At 66.9% G+C, this 16847-nt stretch carries 10 protein-coding genes; 7 read left to right on the forward strand and 3 right to left on the reverse strand.

Translation table 11 applies throughout. From position 1 onward, the window contains the following. Positions 1-29 precede the first annotated feature (29 nt). A complete protein-coding gene (locus OXI49_09460) occupies positions 30-6074 on the forward strand; it encodes a hypothetical protein (GenBank protein MDE2690726.1) in 6045 nt (2014 codons plus the stop codon). A gap of 6 nt (positions 6075-6080) precedes the next feature. After that, on the forward strand, positions 6081-7190 hold the full coding sequence (locus tag OXI49_09465) for a hypothetical protein (GenBank protein ID MDE2690727.1): 1110 nt from the start codon (positions 6081-6083) through the stop codon (positions 7188-7190). Between the two features lie 14 nt (positions 7191-7204). On the opposite strand, the gene OXI49_09470 is transcribed toward OXI49_09465, so the two are convergent. Further along, entirely contained in the window at positions 7205-8374 is a 1170-nt protein-coding gene (locus OXI49_09470) for an AAA family ATPase (GenBank protein MDE2690728.1), read from the reverse strand. A gap of 295 nt (positions 8375-8669) precedes the next feature. Next, positions 8670-9503 (reverse strand): LLM class F420-dependent oxidoreductase, encoded by an 834-nt coding sequence (locus OXI49_09475; protein ID MDE2690729.1) that lies wholly within the window; start codon positions 9501-9503, stop codon positions 8670-8672. 63 nt (positions 9504-9566) lie between these two features. Here OXI49_09475 and OXI49_09480 point away from each other — a divergent pair, with 63 nt between their 5' ends. The 5 genes from OXI49_09480 (at position 9567) to OXI49_09500 (ending at position 15625) form a co-directional block, all read left to right on the forward strand. Continuing rightward, positions 9567-10763, forward strand: a complete 1197-nt coding sequence (locus OXI49_09480) for a GNAT family N-acetyltransferase (protein ID MDE2690730.1) — start codon at positions 9567-9569, stop codon at positions 10761-10763. A gap of 106 nt (positions 10764-10869) precedes the next feature. Continuing rightward, positions 10870-11823, forward strand: coding sequence for a DUF2911 domain-containing protein (locus tag OXI49_09485; GenBank protein MDE2690731.1), 954 nt, complete (start codon positions 10870-10872; stop codon positions 11821-11823). 54 nt (positions 11824-11877) lie between these two features. Then, complete coding sequence (locus OXI49_09490) at positions 11878-13278, forward strand: MFS transporter (GenBank protein MDE2690732.1); 1401 nt, start codon at positions 11878-11880, stop codon at positions 13276-13278. A 41-nt stretch (positions 13279-13319) separates the two neighbouring features. Then, the gene (locus OXI49_09495; GenBank protein MDE2690733.1) at positions 13320-14498 is read left to right on the forward strand and encodes a Rieske 2Fe-2S domain-containing protein; all 1179 of its coding nucleotides are present in this window, start codon (positions 13320-13322) and stop codon (positions 14496-14498) included. After that, positions 14498-15625 (forward strand): LLM class flavin-dependent oxidoreductase, encoded by a 1128-nt coding sequence (locus OXI49_09500; protein ID MDE2690734.1) that lies wholly within the window; start codon positions 14498-14500, stop codon positions 15623-15625. The genes OXI49_09495 and OXI49_09500 overlap by 1 nt, the downstream gene beginning before the upstream one ends. A gap of 13 nt (positions 15626-15638) precedes the next feature. Here the strand turns inward: OXI49_09500 and OXI49_09505 are convergent, their stop codons facing one another. Next, positions 15639-16841 carry an HlyD family efflux transporter periplasmic adaptor subunit gene (locus OXI49_09505; protein ID MDE2690735.1) on the reverse strand — a complete coding sequence of 401 codons (1203 nt, stop codon included), beginning with the start codon at positions 16839-16841 and terminating at the stop codon, positions 15639-15641. Positions 16842-16847: the final 6 nt, after the last annotated feature.

Here is a 16847-nt window from a genome sequence, read left to right on the forward strand (position 1 = left end):
GACGCCACCGCCTCCTTCAGGGCGTCTGGGTGCGCTCGAAGATTGGCGACGACCTCGAGGCGGAAACGGACGAAGCCGTCATGCTCGCCTTCTACTCGGATCCGCGAAACCGCAGGGAACTCTGGGACCATTGGCGTGCCAACCCGCGACCGGCCGCTTCGGTTCCGAACCGGCGGAAAGGCGGCAGGCCCGAGGACGAACCGCCTCCATCCCTTGAGTACTGCATCCTGGACAACCTGGACCGGAGCCTCCTCCAGTCGGAGGGGTCTGACGATGTCCTCGTCGACCGGCTCAGGGAGGAGGTGGACTCCCGGCTGAACAGATGGTCCGAAATGGATAACGCGGAGCGTCGCCAGACCGTTCATCTTGCCTTCACGCTCGCCTCGCTCCTAGATGACCGGTCGGTTCTCCAGCGGGCAGTAGACCGGGTCGACAAACTGGCGGGAGAGTTCGAGAAGTTGCTCCAGCCGGCAGCCGCGGACCCGCCGCCGAATCCCGACATCGATCCTGAGACGCCGGGGGCGGGGTCAACGGAAGTCGGGGAACCAGCCGCCCGTTCCGACGCCCCAAACCGCGAGCTACTGCAGACGCTGCAGCACGTGGAAACGACGATCGACTCTGCGTTCTCTTCCCTGCACGGGCTCGTCGAGGAGGTCGAGGACGCTGAGTCCCTCGAGATCTTTGGTGGCTTCGCGACGAGTGTGGAAGACCGCGTGCAGACACTCCAGGGAAGCTTGACGGCTCGGCGCCAGCGCCTCGACTCCCGCAAAACCACAGAAGAACTCCAGTCGGCCGCCGCACGTTTCCTGGATGAAATCGCCCGGAGCGACGCCGCCGCGGGAATCCGGGCGGACGTGGATGAACTGGCCGACGGGTGGAGCAATCTGTCGCAACTGCACCCGCGAGAGGCCACAGCCGAGTTCGCCAGACTACGGAGCGAGGTCCAGAAGGCCATCGAAACGCTGGAACAGGCCCACAACGACTACGGCAAACTGGAACAGCAACGAATCAGCCTCCAGGACCGCAAACCCACGAGCCGGGAAGAACAGCGGAACCTGGACGAGCGGCTGGACGCACTCCACGAACAGAGGGTCGCGGCCAGGAATCGCCACCGAGCGGCGGAAGACGCTCTGCTGGCGGCGCTCACTCCAAGCGTGGCGGTTCAGGGCGACAGGAACGTCCCGCAGACTGATGCGGAGGTCCCGGCCCAAGCGGAGAGGAAGCCCCCCAAGCCTCCAGCCGCGCAGGCCGAGAACGATCCGGCCGACACCGAATCGCCCGCGGTTCAAACCGAGAAGGAGCGGAAGGCGGAGCCCGCCCAGACGCCAGCGCAACCCGACCAGCCGCTTCCTCGGGAAAAGCCCGTGGAGTCCGACGATTCGAAGACCCGGAAGTCGCCGGCGCCGTCAGCAGCGGCAGCCGAGACGGCAGCCCCTGCTGGAGCGGTTGGCGAAGAACCAGCGGATCCGGCGTCGCCACTCGAAGAGCCGAGGCCAACACCCGCTCCGGCGACACCGAAGCCACCCAAGGCCCAAGCGTGGAACGAGCGCGAGCGAAGCGTGCGGAAGGCCCTCGCGGAGGCTCTGGCTGACGAACCGCCTCGCCTGGCCGAGGCCTTCCAGATCTGCCGCCTCGCCGAGGAACTGGAGATCACGGCGGGCCAACCTCGAAGTGCCGTCGTCGAAGCAGCGTTGTACGCCAGCCACCTGCGGCAGGCCCACGGGGAACTCGCGGCCGATCTGCGCGAAGTAATCGAGAACGCGCCGAGTGAACCTTTGCCCGGGAGCACGCCGGCCCAGGTGAACGCGGAAGCCCTGCTCCGTTTCGCCGGCGCCGTGGTTCCAACGCTGCTTGCCCCGCACACCGGAGCAGCAGCCTGGCTCCAGGGTCTCACGCATGAAGGCCTGCTCGTGCTGTACGACTTCTCTCATCAAGCCGCCGAGCGAGGCTGGGCCGCCCAGACAGCGGGGATCGACGCAGGGTCGTTCCTACGCCGAGCAGGACACCACCTGAAACAGGGAGACGCCATGGCTGCCTTGCGGAGGGACCTAGCCTCATGGCGCGAGGGGGACGCAACGCTTCCCCTAGGCTACGTCCCCGCCAAGAAGGTCTGGAGCGCTCTCTTGAGGGAAGGCCCGTTGGATCGGCTCTTGAAAGGGATCTCGCACGGAGCTGACGCGGACCAGGTCCGCACCGACCTCGCCGAGATCGAAGACCGGGACAGCCTAAGAAAACGCCTGGACGACCTAAGTGCGCGCCTGCTCAACAGGCGACAATCCATCGACCAGAAGATCTTCAGGAAGATCCGGAGGCGACTCGACCGCCCCTGCGAACTCGCCCGCAAGTACCTTGATCTGCTCGACGCCACGACCGACCACCCCAGCCATCACCAAGAAGTCCTCTCGAACTTCGTCCGGCTGATCCAGAACGATGCTCCAGGCCTCCATCAGGAGCTACAGACTGTCAAAGCACGCCGGGACGAGGATCCACTCGTTCGAGCTGCCGCGAACGCGGCAAGTTCCGCACTGACTCAGGTCGAGAAGCTCGTCGACCTAGAGTCGAGAGCGGCCGCTACGAACGAGCCCACCACCGAGATGGTCAGGGCATCCGGCCTCTTCCGCTATCCGCAGATTCGGATTGCCGACTCCGGTCTGGCCGACGGGAATCCGGAAGAAGACCTCAGAACGCTCTCTTCTGCTCCGGTCCCCGATCTGACAACCGCCTTGGAGACACGGATCGAGGCCGCTGACCTCTTGACCGCACAGAGGATCCTGGACTGGCCCGCAAGCACGGAACAGATGAGCGAAGACGACTCGGAGCGCTGGCGGGAACGTCTGGCCTCCTCCCGCGAGGATCGCCTCCACTCTCTGAAGGAGGACGCGGAGACCCTACGCGACGCCCTGGAGTCGGCGTATCTGTACGGACAGTTGGCGCCGGACGACCGCCTCGGAACCGACTTGCGCCTCTCCGCGTTGGAGGAAAGGATCGAAGATCGGAAGGTGGTCCACTTCGACAGGAGCGTCGCCGAACTGGATTCCCTCCGACGTGAACTCGAGAGAGCCAAGGATGGGAGCCTCCAAGCGCTCCGCAGCGAGGCTCAAAGCCGACTAGCCGCCGAGCCCGACCGGCTGCGGGAGATCGAGCGTCACATCAACGATGGTGATCTCGTGGCCGCGAACGAGCTCCTGTTCCGCGCCAGCGAGCCCCGCGTGAGGACAATCGAGGACCTCACAGGCCCGGGCGACCTCCTCGACTCGTACCTCGCCGCGGACCGCGGCGAGTTGCGCGCGGCGACGAAAGACTGGTCGGCTGTCGTCGAGGCCGCGAAGGAGGGTGGGCGCCAAGGAGTTCTCCTGTTCGACGAACTCGACGAAGACGATCGCGTGTCGGCCGCCGATCTGCTTGAACGCTGGGGCGACCTGAGGACTTGCTCGCGCGTGAACCGGCCAAGCGTCGCGAAGGTTGCGCGGGAGCTCTTCAGCCGCCTCGGCTTCACCGATGTTCGGGTGAAGTTCGACCGTAACGTCTCCGGAGTACGCCGGGGCATGTGGACGGGAGAGCTCCTCGCCGACACTCTCGCCAACAGGGATGAATGCGCGATCGCCCAGTTCGGTTCCCTAGCTCGTGGTCGCTATCGCCTCCTAGTGTGTTTCGATGCTCCTACTCCAACCCAGGTGGGGCAGGAGTTGGGAGGTGCGTACTCGGGTCAGGCCGCAATCGTCGTGTGCGCCGCGCCGCTGAGTGACGGCATTCGTGAGCAACTCACACGCACGAGCTTTGAGAAGAAGCTCCCCTTCGTCGTGCTGGACCAGTCGCTCCTGGCCTTCCTAGCTATGCAGGCCAGCCCCCGTCGCGCTTCGTTCTTCGCGCTAACTCTTCCCTTTTCATACTGCAAGGCCTTCCAGACGCGCTCCAGCTTCGTTCCGCCGGAGATGTTCTTCGGGCGAGACCGAGAAAGGAGCGAAGTCAGCAACTTCGACGAGGGATCGTGCTTTCTCTACGGGGGAAGGCAGTTGGGGAAAACGGCCCTTCTCCGAAAAGTACAGGAGGAGTTCACTTCACCGGAGCGCGGTCAGTTCGCGGTCTGGATCGACCTCAAGGACGGCGGCATCGGCGATGCCGACACGGCCGATGTGTGGGCCGTGATCTGGAAGCACCTGCAAGAGTTGGGGGCGATCGACGAGTCCGCTCAACGGCCCACCCGTGAACCGAGGAGCGTTGGGACTTTCTGCGAAGCTCTGCACTCGCGGTTCAACCCCAAGACGCGAGGCAGACTGCTGATCCTGCTGGACGAAGCCGACAACTTTCTGCGCCGCGACGCCCTGAACAGCAGCCGCGCCACCTTCGCCGAGTCCTCAAGGCTGAAAGCTCTCATGGAGCGGAACCGCTCGATCAAGGTGGTTTTCGCGGGTTTGCACAACGTCCTGCGGACCACCAACCAGTCCAACCATCCATTGGCGCACATGGGTACGCCGATCTGCATCGGCCCCTTCATCCGGCGGGAGGAGCGGCAGGAAGCGGAGGACCTGATCAGCGTACCCCTCCGAGCCTGCGGCTACCGGTTCGACCCGCGGCGGCTGACGCGAAGTGTGCTTGCGCGCGCGAACTACTATCCGAGCCTCCTCCAGATCTACGGGAACGCGATCGCCGACAGGCTATCGGCGCCGGCTCGCCGCCGCTCGCCGAACGAACTGCCGGCCGTAAGCGCCGACCTTCTGGACGGCATCCACCGCGACCGGACCTTCCAGGACGAGATCCGTAAACGGTTCGTGTGGACGTTGGAACTCGACCCCCGCTACGAGGCAATTGCATACGTCCTGGCGTACATGTGCCACGAGGACGACCGTGTCCTGCGCGACGGCACTGGCGTGGAGCGCCTCTTCGACGAAGCTAGAGCGTGGTGGGAGGTCGGCTTCGGCGACGGCTACGACACGGAGCAGTTCAAGGCCCTGCTGGAAGAAATGGTCGAACTAGGCGTCCTCAGACTCACGGACCAGCCAGGATCGGAAGAGCCGAAGTTCAGCCTCCGCAACCCGAACGTCCTAGCTCTCCTCGGCAACGCGCAGGCTCTCGAAGCGAAACTACTCACACTTGAAGAACGACCCGCAACGCCCGAGTTGGGTCCACGAGAGATCAGAAGGCGAGACGACGAAAAGGGACCACTTCACCGGCCTCTGACGCTTCGACAGGAACACGAGATCGAGGGCCGTTCCGAGAAGGGTACCGGCCGCAACGAAGTCGTTCTGGTGTGCGGAACGGAGGCTGCCGGCGCAAGGCACGTCCTGGACTTCCTGACGGCCGGCAAGGGAACGGGCGAGGTCGAACGGTTGAAGGCACCACGGTCCCGCGCCGGATTCGAGCGCGACCTCAGGAGCCGCCTGAGGGCCCGAAAGCCCGGCACCACGGTGCTTCTCTGCGACGCAACCGCCCAAACATGGCACGAGGACTGGCTGCGTTCCGCGCAGGGATCGCTCGAGACGCTCCGCTCGCGCGACAAGCTCGCTCGAGTCGTCTTCGCCCTGGACGCAAACCGACTAATGGCCCACCGCCGGACGATCATCGAGCGCGAAGAGCGGGGAGCGCTTCGACTCGTCGAGCTTAAGCCGTGGTCTCTCGACTTCGCCGCCAGGTGCCTAGATGACGACCAAGATGTGGGGCACCGCCTGGACCCGAAACAGGAGCGGGAGCTTGCCGATTTGGCGGGCGGCTGGCCCGTACTGCTGGACCTCGTCGTGCAAGCTCTGCGGAACGGCGGCCATCCTGAGCACCTGACCAGCAAGGCCGGCTTCCGCGAACTCCTCCTGGAACACGCCGCCGGGCTGAGGGAGGCCTTCGCTCTTGAACACGCCGAGCTGGCGCCCGTGCTGCAACTGGCTCGCGAGCTCGGTACGGCGACGGAGGAGGAGCTTCTCGACCCGGAAGCAAGGGAACTCGCGGCTTGCTCTCTGGGCGATGACGAACTGCGATCAGCGATCTGGGCGGCGGTGAAGCTCCATCTTCTGCAGGTGACCGGCCCCGCTGAATGGCGGGTCGATCCGGTTGTGGCGCAGATCCTCCTGACACGGCCGGACTAACGAGGCGTGGGCTCGCTCTGGGGCTTGCCCGGGCCCTACCGCTTCGTCGAAAACGTCACGGACGACTTGCGCGGAGGATCGAGCGTCGTGCTTAGGTTCGGCGGCGGCTCGCCTACGGGCCTGGCCGATCACCTGGAGCAGCAAACCGCGTGGTGCACTGTGTGGACGCTTGTCGACGCGGCCCCGGAAGCCTCTCCTCTCGCGGAGATTCGCCGGACGGTCGCACCGGAAGCCAGGGCCAGCGACTTCACTACACCGCAACAGATCGTAGTCGACGAGCATTTCCGGGACCGTGTCTTCTGGGTCGACGGCCTGACCACGGAGAACTGGCCGGTCTGGCGTCGCTTCCTGTGCAGCTTTGCCCACGCTAGCCAGAACGCGGAGGCGGCCGCCCGACCGCCGCTTTTTCTGCTTCCGCTGTGCGGCGACGGCTTTGAGGTGTCCGGCTTGGCGGAGCCGTCCATCAGCTACCGGGAGTTTCGTGACGTGGTCGATCGCGACGATCTTTACGTGATGGCTCTGCAGAGTGCGCAAGCCCGACGGCGACAACGAGTCGTCCGAGCCCTGCTGGCCAACTCCGTCGCCCACGTGGCCCAATGGGATCACGTACTTGCCGAGCGCCTCCTTGACCGCGGTCCCGAGGCGGCGCTACAGCCACAAGCCACCCTCTCCCACTACGCGGAGGAGCGTGGCTGGACGGCCGAGACGCGGGAACGATGGGAGAACGGCACCCTGGACGGACCGCCCGAAAGACCCGTCGTCCACTCCGCGTTGCTCGTGGCCCAAAGCCGCGAACGCGAACTGAACCGGCGCCTTTGGGCCGCGCAAGCCGCTGTGCTCATGCCGCTCCTGGAAGAGCGCCGCCTCGAACTCGTCGACCGCAACCGACACCGTTTCAGCAGGCTCCCCATCGAGACCGACTTCGGGGTCATCGAGACCCCGGAAGACATGGAACTCGGCACCCTAGTGCTCTACTTTTCGCGCTACCGTGAAGGCGGCCAAAGAGTGTTGGGGCCCGCCCACCGCCTGAGGAAGCTCCGCAACAAGCTCGCCCACTTCCGCCCCCTGACCTACGCCGAGGCCACTCATGCGACCCTCCTCAACCCCATCAGGTAGGGCTCAACCGGAGGCTAGTCACCCACCGCGGCCAGAATGTCGTCCAAGGGGCGGCCGGGAACGAGCCTGCGAAGGAAGCCCTCGTACGGCAGGCAGAGGATGCCGTTCGCAAGCGTCCGACGACCGCCGTAGAGGAGCACCGGCGTGGCCTCCGGATAGTCCGCAGCGAAGGCGCGAAGGCCGCTCAGGTCGCGGGGGTGAACGACGCTCGACCTCTTGACCTCAAGCGCGTAAAAACCGCTCTCGCCGTAGAAAACGAAATCGACCTCGCTGCCGGAACGGGTTCGCCAGAAGCTCAGCGAGTCCTTCCGCCCCGTGTAGGCGATCCAGGCACGCAGGTGCTGAGCGACCAGCCCCTCAAGCGCTGGGCCGGCCAGTTCCGAGTCCCGGTCGAGTGGACCTCTCGGGCGGAGCGAGCGGAACACGCCCGGGTCCACCAGGTAGAGCTTCGGATGGGTGGTGAGTTTCCTGACCGCACGCCGCCGAAAGACCGGCAGCGTGAAGCCGATCAGCAGGTCCTCGAGCACGGAGAGGTAAACCGCCGCCACCTTGCGTTCGACCTGACATTCTCGCGCGAGGTTCGACACGTTCAGGACGGCTCCGTGGCTGAAGCTCGCCGCTTCGAGAAACCGCGAGAACGCACCGACGTTGCGCACCAGGCCCTCCGCCTGGACCTCCTCGCGCACGTAGAGCGCCGCGTAGGTGCGAAGCGCGGACTCCGGCTCCGCCGCGTCGACGACGAGCGGTATCAGGCCGAGGGTCAGGGCGGAGTCCAGACTGAAGGCAGATCCCACTTCCGCCGCCATGAAGGGGTGCATCGTCGTGAGGAGAGCCCGGCCGGCCAGCAGGTCCACACCGGTTCGCCTGAGCTTCCTCGCGCTCGATCCGGTCAGGACGAAGCGGAGGCTCTTGTCCCGCTCGATGAGCTGGTGAACGACCGGGAGGAGCCCTGGCGTTCGCTGTACCTCGTCGATGACGATCGGTCGTCGCGCTGGGTGGGCAGCCACTTCACGCCGTAGCCGTTCCGGCGCCGCGCCGTAGTAGCGATCCTCCTCCGGGTCGTTCAGATCGATCGACAGGGCGCCGGGGTAGCGATCCGCCAGCCAGGTCGACTTTCCGGTCCCGCGCGGGCCGAACAGGAAGTAACTCGAGGCCGCGGGAGGCGTGAAGAACCGGTCGAACACGAGCCGGAGGCTAGCATTCCGCCTTCATTATGTCCATCGTGTTTCCTTTTTGCCAGCCGTTTAGGAGACTTTCCCGCCAGAGCAACTGGCGCCACGCAGCGACGTCCAGTCTCGGCAAGGACCGAAGGGAAGGGTTCCCGGCGGACTGGAGGCAAGTGACTCCCCGTACCGTCACCAAGACTGACGCCGTGCCGAAACGCAGCCGACCGAAGCGAGCGCCGGCATCTCATTCACCAGACAAGCGCGAGCGGCCGCCGAGAGCCCTTCCCTTCGGTCCGTCCGGCCGAGACGGCAGCTACCGCAATGTGGCGTAGCGGTCGAGCCGCGGCAGAACCTTGTCCCGGCCCTGCGGCGGCAGCGGCAGGATGACGCGATCCACGCCGGCCCCGGCGTAGGCATCAAGCACCTCCTCTTGCGGCGGCGCGCCGAAGACGCTGATCGAGATCGTGTCCATGGCGCGGCCGGCGCGCTCGGCGCGCTGCTTCAGGTCGCCGATGCCCTCGAGCACGGCGTCCGTATCCCTGCCGATGGGCAGCCAGCCGTCGCAGCGATCGACGACGCGCTGGCGGGTGTAGCCGGTGCCGCCACCGAGCACGATCGGCGGGTGGGGCTTCTGTTCGGGTTTCGGCCAGGACCAGATCGGATCGAAGTCGACGTGGCGGCCGTGAAACTCCGCCTCGTCCTCGGTCCAGATCGTCCTGAAGGCCGCCACCTGCTCCTCGAGCTTCGCGAAGCGGGTCGTGTAGTCCGTGCCGTGGTGCTCCATCTCCTCCCGGTTCCAGCCGCCGCCGATGCCGAAGACGAAGCGGCCGCCCGAAAGCACATCGAGGCTCGCCACCGCCTTCGCGGTGGTGATCGTGTCGCGTTCGATGATCAGGCAGATGCCGGTGCCGAGCTTGATCCTCTCCGTTGTCATCGCGGCGGCGGTCAGCGCGACGAACGGGTCGTGGGAACGGGAGTACTCGGGAGGCAACTCGCCACCCCCGGGGAAAGGCGTTCGGCGGGAGGTCGGGATGTGGGTGTGCTCCGGGAACCAGAGGGACTCGAAGCCGCGTGCCTCGACCTCGGCGCCGAGGTCGTCGGGCCGCATCGAGTCGCCGGTGGGAAACATGAAGATGCCGATGTCCATAGGCGGCGCAGTGTAGCGGTTGCGGCAGGCCGTCCAGGCTCGGCGCGGGTAGACTCGCGCACCGTGACGCAGCGCCTCAGCTTCGGGCCGATCCAGACCTCCGCCGACCTGGACGCCCTGGCCCGCCAGGAGTCCCTGGCCTTCAACACGCCCTACGATTCGTGCGTCTCGTGGCTGCGAGCGACACGGGACGAAGTGCGTGTCGTGCGAGCCGGGCGTGATGTCGTCGGGGGCCTGGTCCAGTACGACATGGGCCTGTTCCTGGGGGAGCGGTCGGTCCGCAACATCGGCATCGCCGGAGTCGCCATCAGTCCCACGGCCCGCGGCCGCGGCGCCGCGAAGTCCCTAATGGCGGCCACCCTCCAGGACATGCACGACGCCGGCGTGGCCGTCTCGACCCTCTACCCCACGACCTTCACGCTCTACGGCCGCGCAGGCTACGCGGTCGCCGGCCACCGCTACCAGTACCGGCTGCCGCTCGCCGGACTGGGGCGAATCCAGGCGAGCGGGGAACTCCGCCGGCTCGACCCGGAAACCGACGCCGACGGGCTCGCGCGACTCTACCGGCGGTTGGCCGCGGACCGCCCCGGCTGGCTCGACCGCAACGAACACATCTGGCAGCGCGTCCACAACCACCCGGCCGGCCGCGACGTGTACGGCTACGTGCTGCCAACGGATGACGGCGCCATCGACGGTTACGTCGTCTACACCCTGGGCGCGGTGGGTCGCTATCCGTATGACCTCAACATCCGCGACGTTCAGGTGGCGCATCCCGACGCGGCGCGGCGCTTCCTTGCCCTGTTCTCGGACTGCCGCTCGCTGGCGCGCCATGCGGTCTGGTACGGCCCGCTGGACGACCCGCTGCTCCTCGCCGTGCCGGAGGTCGGGACCGAGATCTCCATCGCCGAAACCTGGATGATCCGCATCGTCGACGTTCGGGCGGCGTTCGCCGAACGGGGCTATCCGGCCGCCGCGAGGGCGAGGCTCGACCTGGAACTGACGGACGACGTCCTGGCCGGAAACGCGGGCCGTTGGCTGATCGAGATCGAAGGCGGCGAGGCCAGGGCGAACCGGGTCGATCAGGGTGCCGGGCCCGACACGCTGAGGATGGACATCCGCGCGCTCGGTTCTCTCTACACCGGCCACCTGAGTGCCCGCCGCCTCGCGGCCATGGAGGCCGTCCGAGGATCGGCCGCCGCACTGGAACAGGCGGACCGGGTTTTCGCGGCCGAACCGCCGTCCATGCCCGACTACTTCTGACGAGACGGCGTGGCCTGACGGCGGCGAATGCTGCTAGTAGACTCGCTCGTCGCAGGCGCCCGGACCTGCCCACAGGAATCCCCGTTCACGAAGAGGCCCTTCCGGCATGGCACGAAACTCCCATCGCAGCTCACACGTCCTCCCGTTCCTGACCGCGCTGCTGCTGGCCGGCCCGGCACTGGCCCAGGAACCGCCCCCGGAACTAGCGTCCGCCGAGCGCGTCGACACGGCCGAGATCGAGCCGTTTCTCGGCGAGTGGGTGCTCGAGGTACTCACCCAGCAGGGCTCACTCAACAGCCTGATCACGTTCGCCGACGACGACGGCAAGGCGAGCGCCGACTTCTACCTGGCGCGTCTGGCCGACGTCGTGATCGAGAACATCAGCCGCACGGAAACGGGCGTACTGCTGAAGTGGAACCTGGACTTCGGCGGCCAGCTCGTGCCGGTCGAGATGGAACTCGCGCGGGAAGGAGACGGTCTGGCCGGGAAACTGGAAGCCGGGTTCTTCAACGCCGACGTCAAGGGAGTAACGAAGCAAGCGGCCGAGGCGGCCGGGATCATCGTCGAGCGTCAACCGGTCGGAGACGACGACGATCTGGCCCTTTCCCGGGTCGAAGTCGACGGGCAGGCGATCCGGCTCCGCGTCGATCGCCTGGAGGCTCCCGGTCCCGACTACGACAAGCTCGAGTCCCTCGCGGACGGCGAAGTCCTGGGACCGATCTACGGCAAGCCGTTCAAGTTCTGGACCGACGCGGACCTGGCGTTCGAGGACGCGGAAGTAGCCGCCCACAACCACGGCCCGACCTATCCCGGCGTCTACAGCCTCTGGCTCAAGCGGGAAGGAGACGGCTGGAAGCTCGTGTTCAACCACCTGGCCGACGTCTGGGGCACGATGCACATGGCCGAACACGATGCCGGCGAAACGCCGCTGGCCTTCCGCACCCTCGCTGAACCCGCGGAGCACACGGAGGGTGTGCTCGAGATGGACGGCGCGGCCGGCATGCTGACGATCCGCTGGGGCACGATGGAGTGGTCGGCGCCGTTCCAGATCGCAGAGTAGAGCGCTCCCGGCGCCGGACGGCGTCGTACTCACCCGCCGCCTGAGGAGCGGCCGTTGGACCGCCTCGCGTTCAGCGCATCCGGAACGGGGGCCGGCCTGGTCACCAACGGCGTCTCCTACTTCCTCCTCATCTACTACAGCCAGGTCATCGGCCTGGAACCGGCGCTGGCCGGCTCCGCGCTGCTCCTGGCGCTCGCCTTCGACGCCGTCTCCGATCCGCTGGTCGGCCGCTGGTCGGATCGCCTGCGGAGTCGGCTGGGACGACGCCACCCGTTCCTCTATGCCTCGGTCGTTCCGGCCGCGCTCTGCTACTACTGCCTGTGGACGCCGCCGGACCTGTCGCAGCCCGCGACCTTCCTGTGGCTCGCGGGCTTCACCATCGGGCTGCGTATGGCGATGACGATGCACACCGTCCCCTTCAACGCCCTGCTGCCGGAGATCGCTCCCGACTACGACGACCGCACGGGGCTCATGAACTACTCGTACGCCGCTGGCTGGCTCTTCGGCACGGCGATGGCCGTGGCCATGTACCTCTGGTGGCTGGCCGATTCGCCGGAGTACCCCGACGGTGCCGGGATTCTGCGCCGGGCCGGCTACGAACAGGCGGGCCTCGCGACGGCGATCGGCGTGCTGGCCTGCCTGACCGCGGCAGCCCTGGCGACTCGCCGGCACATCCCGAAGCTCACGACTCCGTCGCCGGGCGCCCTTTCCATCACGCAGGCGCTCGGCGAGACGATAGCGACCCTCCGCGACCGGAGTCTGGTCGCAATCGTTGCCTCCACCGCGTTCACGGCGGCCGCCAGCGGAACCGCGACCGCGATGTGGGCGTACATGCAGCCATGGTTCTGGGGCTTCGCAAGCAATCAGACCAGCGCCATCCTGGCCGCCCAACTCGTTTCGCCGCTCATCGCGTTCGCGGTCCTGCCGCCGTTGAGCCGTGGCCGCGACAAGAAGGGCGTGCTGATCCGGGTCTCCATTCTCTCGATGCTGGCCGGCAGCGGTCCGGTGATCCTCGCCCTGCTCGGGGCCTTTCCCCCGGTCGGCCACGCGGCGCTCTTTCCACTGATGACGGTGATCGGTGTGTTCCAGATCACGCTGATCGTGATGGGTAGCGCGATCAGCGCCTCGATGGTGGCGGACATCGTCGACGCCCGCGCGGTCTCGACCGGCAGGCGCGAGGAGGGCCTGGTGACTTCCGTCCTGTCCTTCACCGGCAAGGTAGCTACCGGCATGGGTGTGTGGATCGGCGGTCTTCTCCTCAGTGCCATCGACTTCCCCACCGAACCTGACACGTCAACGATCGACCAGGCGACGATCGACCGTCTGGGGTGGCTCTATGGCCCAGTCCTGGCGGCGCTCTATCTGACCGCGGTCTACGCGCTCCGCTACTACCGCCTTAGCCGGCGTCGGCACGAGGAGAACCTGGCCGCCCTTGCCGCGAACGGAGGCACGTGACGCAGCCGTTATCGTCCCGGAACGTCAAGAGGAGACCCGACATGACCCAACCATTCGACAATCCCCGCCAGCTCCTGCCGCCCGAGGCCTACTTCGACGCGGAATGGCTGGACCGCGAAGTCGACGGCCTGTTCGACCGCTCCTGGGTCTGGGCCGCCACCGAGGAGGACCTGAAGGAACCGGGTGACTTCCGCGCCTGCCGCGTGATGAACCACTCCCTGTTCGTGCTCCGGGACGAGGCCGGTGAGCTCCAGGCCTTTCACAACGTATGCCGCCACCGCGGCTGCGAGATCCTCGAAGGCAGCGGCAACCTGGGCGGCACGATCCGCTGCCCGTACCACCGCTGGACCTACGAGACGAACGGCGCCCTGCACGGCGTGCCCAACGAAGAGGAGTGCTTCGGCGCCGTCCCCCGCGAGAGCTTCTCGCTCCATCGAGCCGCGGTCGGCGCCCACCGCGGCATGGTCTACGTGAATCCGGATCCGGATCCGCCCGAGCCCTTCGACCAGTGGATCGCGGGGCTCGACGAGCACGCCTGGCCGCATGACCTGGGCGACGGCACGTTGAGCTACGCCGGCGACGTGCGCTACGAGATGCACTGCAACTGGAAGGTCTTCTACGAGAACGCGATCGACGGCTACCACCTCGGCTACCTGCACAACAAGACCCTGGGCGCCGCCTACCCGGACCGGAACATCTGGCATCCAGTGGGCCGCCACACGGTCTGGTACTCGATCGAACGGGAAGGCGATCCGCAGTCAACCACCGTGCTGTCGGCGGAGATGGCGGACGCCGCCGGCGCCACCCGCCTCCCGGGCCACGAGGAGAGCTTCTATCCGGGCGTGGTCATGCTCTTCCCGCTGACCATCCTGTCGCCGAGCCCCTGGGGCTTCCATGTCTCGTTGCTGGAACCGAAGACCCCGGACCTCACGACCATGTGGACGCAGAGCTGGACGACCTACGGATCCGCCTCACGCGACGAAGCGGGCGAGGCGCCCACGCTGATCAGCCTGGCCAACCAGGAGGGACACCCGATGGAGTCGGGCAACTTCCAGCTCGAGGACATGTGGATCTGCGAGATGATCCAGCGCAACCTCCGCTCCCCGAAGTTCAAGGTCGGGCGGCTGGCCGCCGGCTTCGGGGCCGAATCGCCCATCATGCACTTCCAGCAGAGCGTGCTCGACTACCTGAACGGCGACTCCGGCGGGAGCGGCGCCTGATGGAGTTCGTCATCCTCGCCATCCCCTACATGCGGCGCCTGGGCGAACAGGTGGGCCGCGCGGGATCGGACCCGAACCGGTTCCAGGCGCTGATGGCGAATCTCAGGACTCAGATGACCTTCGCCGAGTCCGTCGGCTACACGGGCTTCTGCATGACCGAGCAGCACCTGCAGGTGGAAGGGATCGAGACGACGACGAATCCGCTGTTCTGGGACTACTTCGTCGCCCAGCACACGGAGCGGATGCGCGTCGGCCAGCTCGGCATGAATCTCACCGCCGTCAACCCGATTCAGCTGGCGGAGAACCTGGCGATGCTCGACCACTTCACCGGCGGCCGCATGTTCGCAGGCTTCACCCGGGGCAACACTCCCCGCTGGACGGGCACCTTCGGCCAGCACATCGGGGTCACGGCGACGCACTCCGACAAGTCCGAGGTGGACCAGCGCAACCGCCGCGCGTTCGAGGAGAACTGGCGACTCGTGAAGGCGCTCTGGACCCAGGAGGTGGTGAGCATCTCGGGCGAGTTCTGGCAGGCGCCGCCGGCGATGGACTGGGCCTTCGCGCCCACGAGCGAATGGTCGCCCGGTTCGGTCACCAGTGACGGCACGCTGAAGGAAATCGGGATCGTTCCCCGTCCGCTGCAGAACCCCCACCCGCCGGTCTACGCACCGTTCAGCTACAGCATGGGGACCGCGAAGTTCTGGGCCCGCGAGGGCGGCAAGATGATGGGCATGTTCAACGAATCGAAGGAGGAGTTCATCCCCCTGACCCTGGACGTCTGCCTCGAGGAAGCCCTCCAGCACGGACGGATCATCGGCCCCAACGACATGCTCGCGCTGGGCGGACACCTGATCATGGGACGAGATCCCGCCGAGACGAAGAAGCTCTACGAGGGCTTCGAGTGGCTGTTCAACTTCGCCTACAACGCCCCTCCCTACCACGTACCGATGGGCCGGATGTGGATGGGGTCGCGCCAGCAGGTGCTCGACCACGTGGGGCGGCTGAACGAGACCTTCGGCATCGACGAGTTCTTCCTGTGGCACCACGTCGGCTGGTTCGAGCAGGACGAGGAGCTGGCGATGCTCCACGAGTTCGCGGAGGGAGTCATCGGCCCCCTTTCCTCGTGAACCGCCGCGGCGCTCAGAGTTCGGCCGCGACCGGCGAACCGTCGTTCAGACTGTCGCTCGGGTAGACGACGACCTGCTCGCCCGGTTCGAGGCCGCCGAGAACCTGAGCTTCCTGCGCGTTCCGCTCACCCACTTCGATCTCCCGAAGGGCCGCGCGGCCTCCTTCGACCGCGAACACCGCCCAGTTCTCGTCGCGCCGGAAGAGCGCACCCGTCGGCGCCTTCACTTCGTCGTCGCTCTCCCACACGACGACCCGCGTCTCGACGCGGAATCCGTCGCCCAGGCCCGCCCAGTCGCCCGGCGGATCGACAATGTCGATGACCACGTTGACCCGCTGCTCTTCGACGCCGAGCGCCGAGATCTTCGTGAAGCCCGAGGGTTCCACCCGCCGCAACCTGCCCAGCAACGGGCGGTCGCCGCCCCAGCGGTCGATCAGCACGCGCTGGCCCGACCGCATCCGGACGGCGTCCTTCGACAGATAGTCCGTGACTACCTCGATCTGCGCCGGATCGCCGACTTCGAGCAAGGCTTCGCCGGCCGGCACGATGGACTCGCTTTCGCGCACGCGACGGAGCACGACGCCCGAAACGGGCGACACGATCCGGATCGTCGCCCCATTCAGGTCGTCCGCGCTCTCGGCGCTGAACTGCAGCAGACGGACCCGCGCCGCCTGCAACTCGCTGCGGGCCGTGCGCACCGCGTACTCCGCCGCTTCCAGCGCTTCCTGCCGGGTGTCGAGGTCGAGCTGGGCGCTTTCCATCGTCTCGACCGAAACGATTCCCTCCTGGCTGAGCCGCAGGTAGCGCCCCGCCTCCGAGCGCGAGTAGACGAGTTCAGCCGCCGCGCGCTCGTAGTGCGCCTCGGCCTGACCGAGCGCGGCGGTCGCGGTCTGCACCACCGCCTCCGCCTCGGCTCGGCTACGGGCGTCGAGGAGCACCGGGGCCGAGGGCAGGAAGACCGCGAGCACCGTCTCGCCCGCCAGCACGGCGTCGCCGGGCTCGAGTTCGATCCGCAGCACGCGGCCGGCGAGCGGCGCGGAAATGACGAAGCGATCACGGACCCTCGTCTCGCCTTCGTCATCGACGGTCACCTCGAGAGGCCCTCGCGTCACCTCGGCCACTTCCGCCGGTACCGGTTGCGGACGGGTGCCGAGAACCACGGCGGCCACGACCACGACCAGCCCCACGCCCCACAACACCCACCGCCGCGTCTTCATCGGTTC

This window comes from Acidobacteriota bacterium, assembly GCA_028875725.1.
GTDB lineage: Bacteria > Acidobacteriota > Thermoanaerobaculia > Multivoradales > Multivoraceae > Multivorans.

Coding starts and splice junctions, on each gene's coding strand:
- OXI49_09475 (MDE2690729.1), bottom strand. CDS start 9,503: ATGGACATCGGCATCTTCATGTTTCCCACCGGCGACTCGATGCGGCCC.
- OXI49_09485 (MDE2690731.1), top strand. CDS start 10,870: ATGGCACGAAACTCCCATCGCAGCTCACACGTCCTCCCGTTCCTGACC.
- OXI49_09495 (MDE2690733.1), top strand. CDS start 13,320: ATGACCCAACCATTCGACAATCCCCGCCAGCTCCTGCCGCCCGAGGCC.
- OXI49_09500 (MDE2690734.1), top strand. CDS start 14,498: ATGGAGTTCGTCATCCTCGCCATCCCCTACATGCGGCGCCTGGGCGAA.
- OXI49_09505 (MDE2690735.1), bottom strand. CDS start 16,841: ATGAAGACGCGGCGGTGGGTGTTGTGGGGCGTGGGGCTGGTCGTGGTC.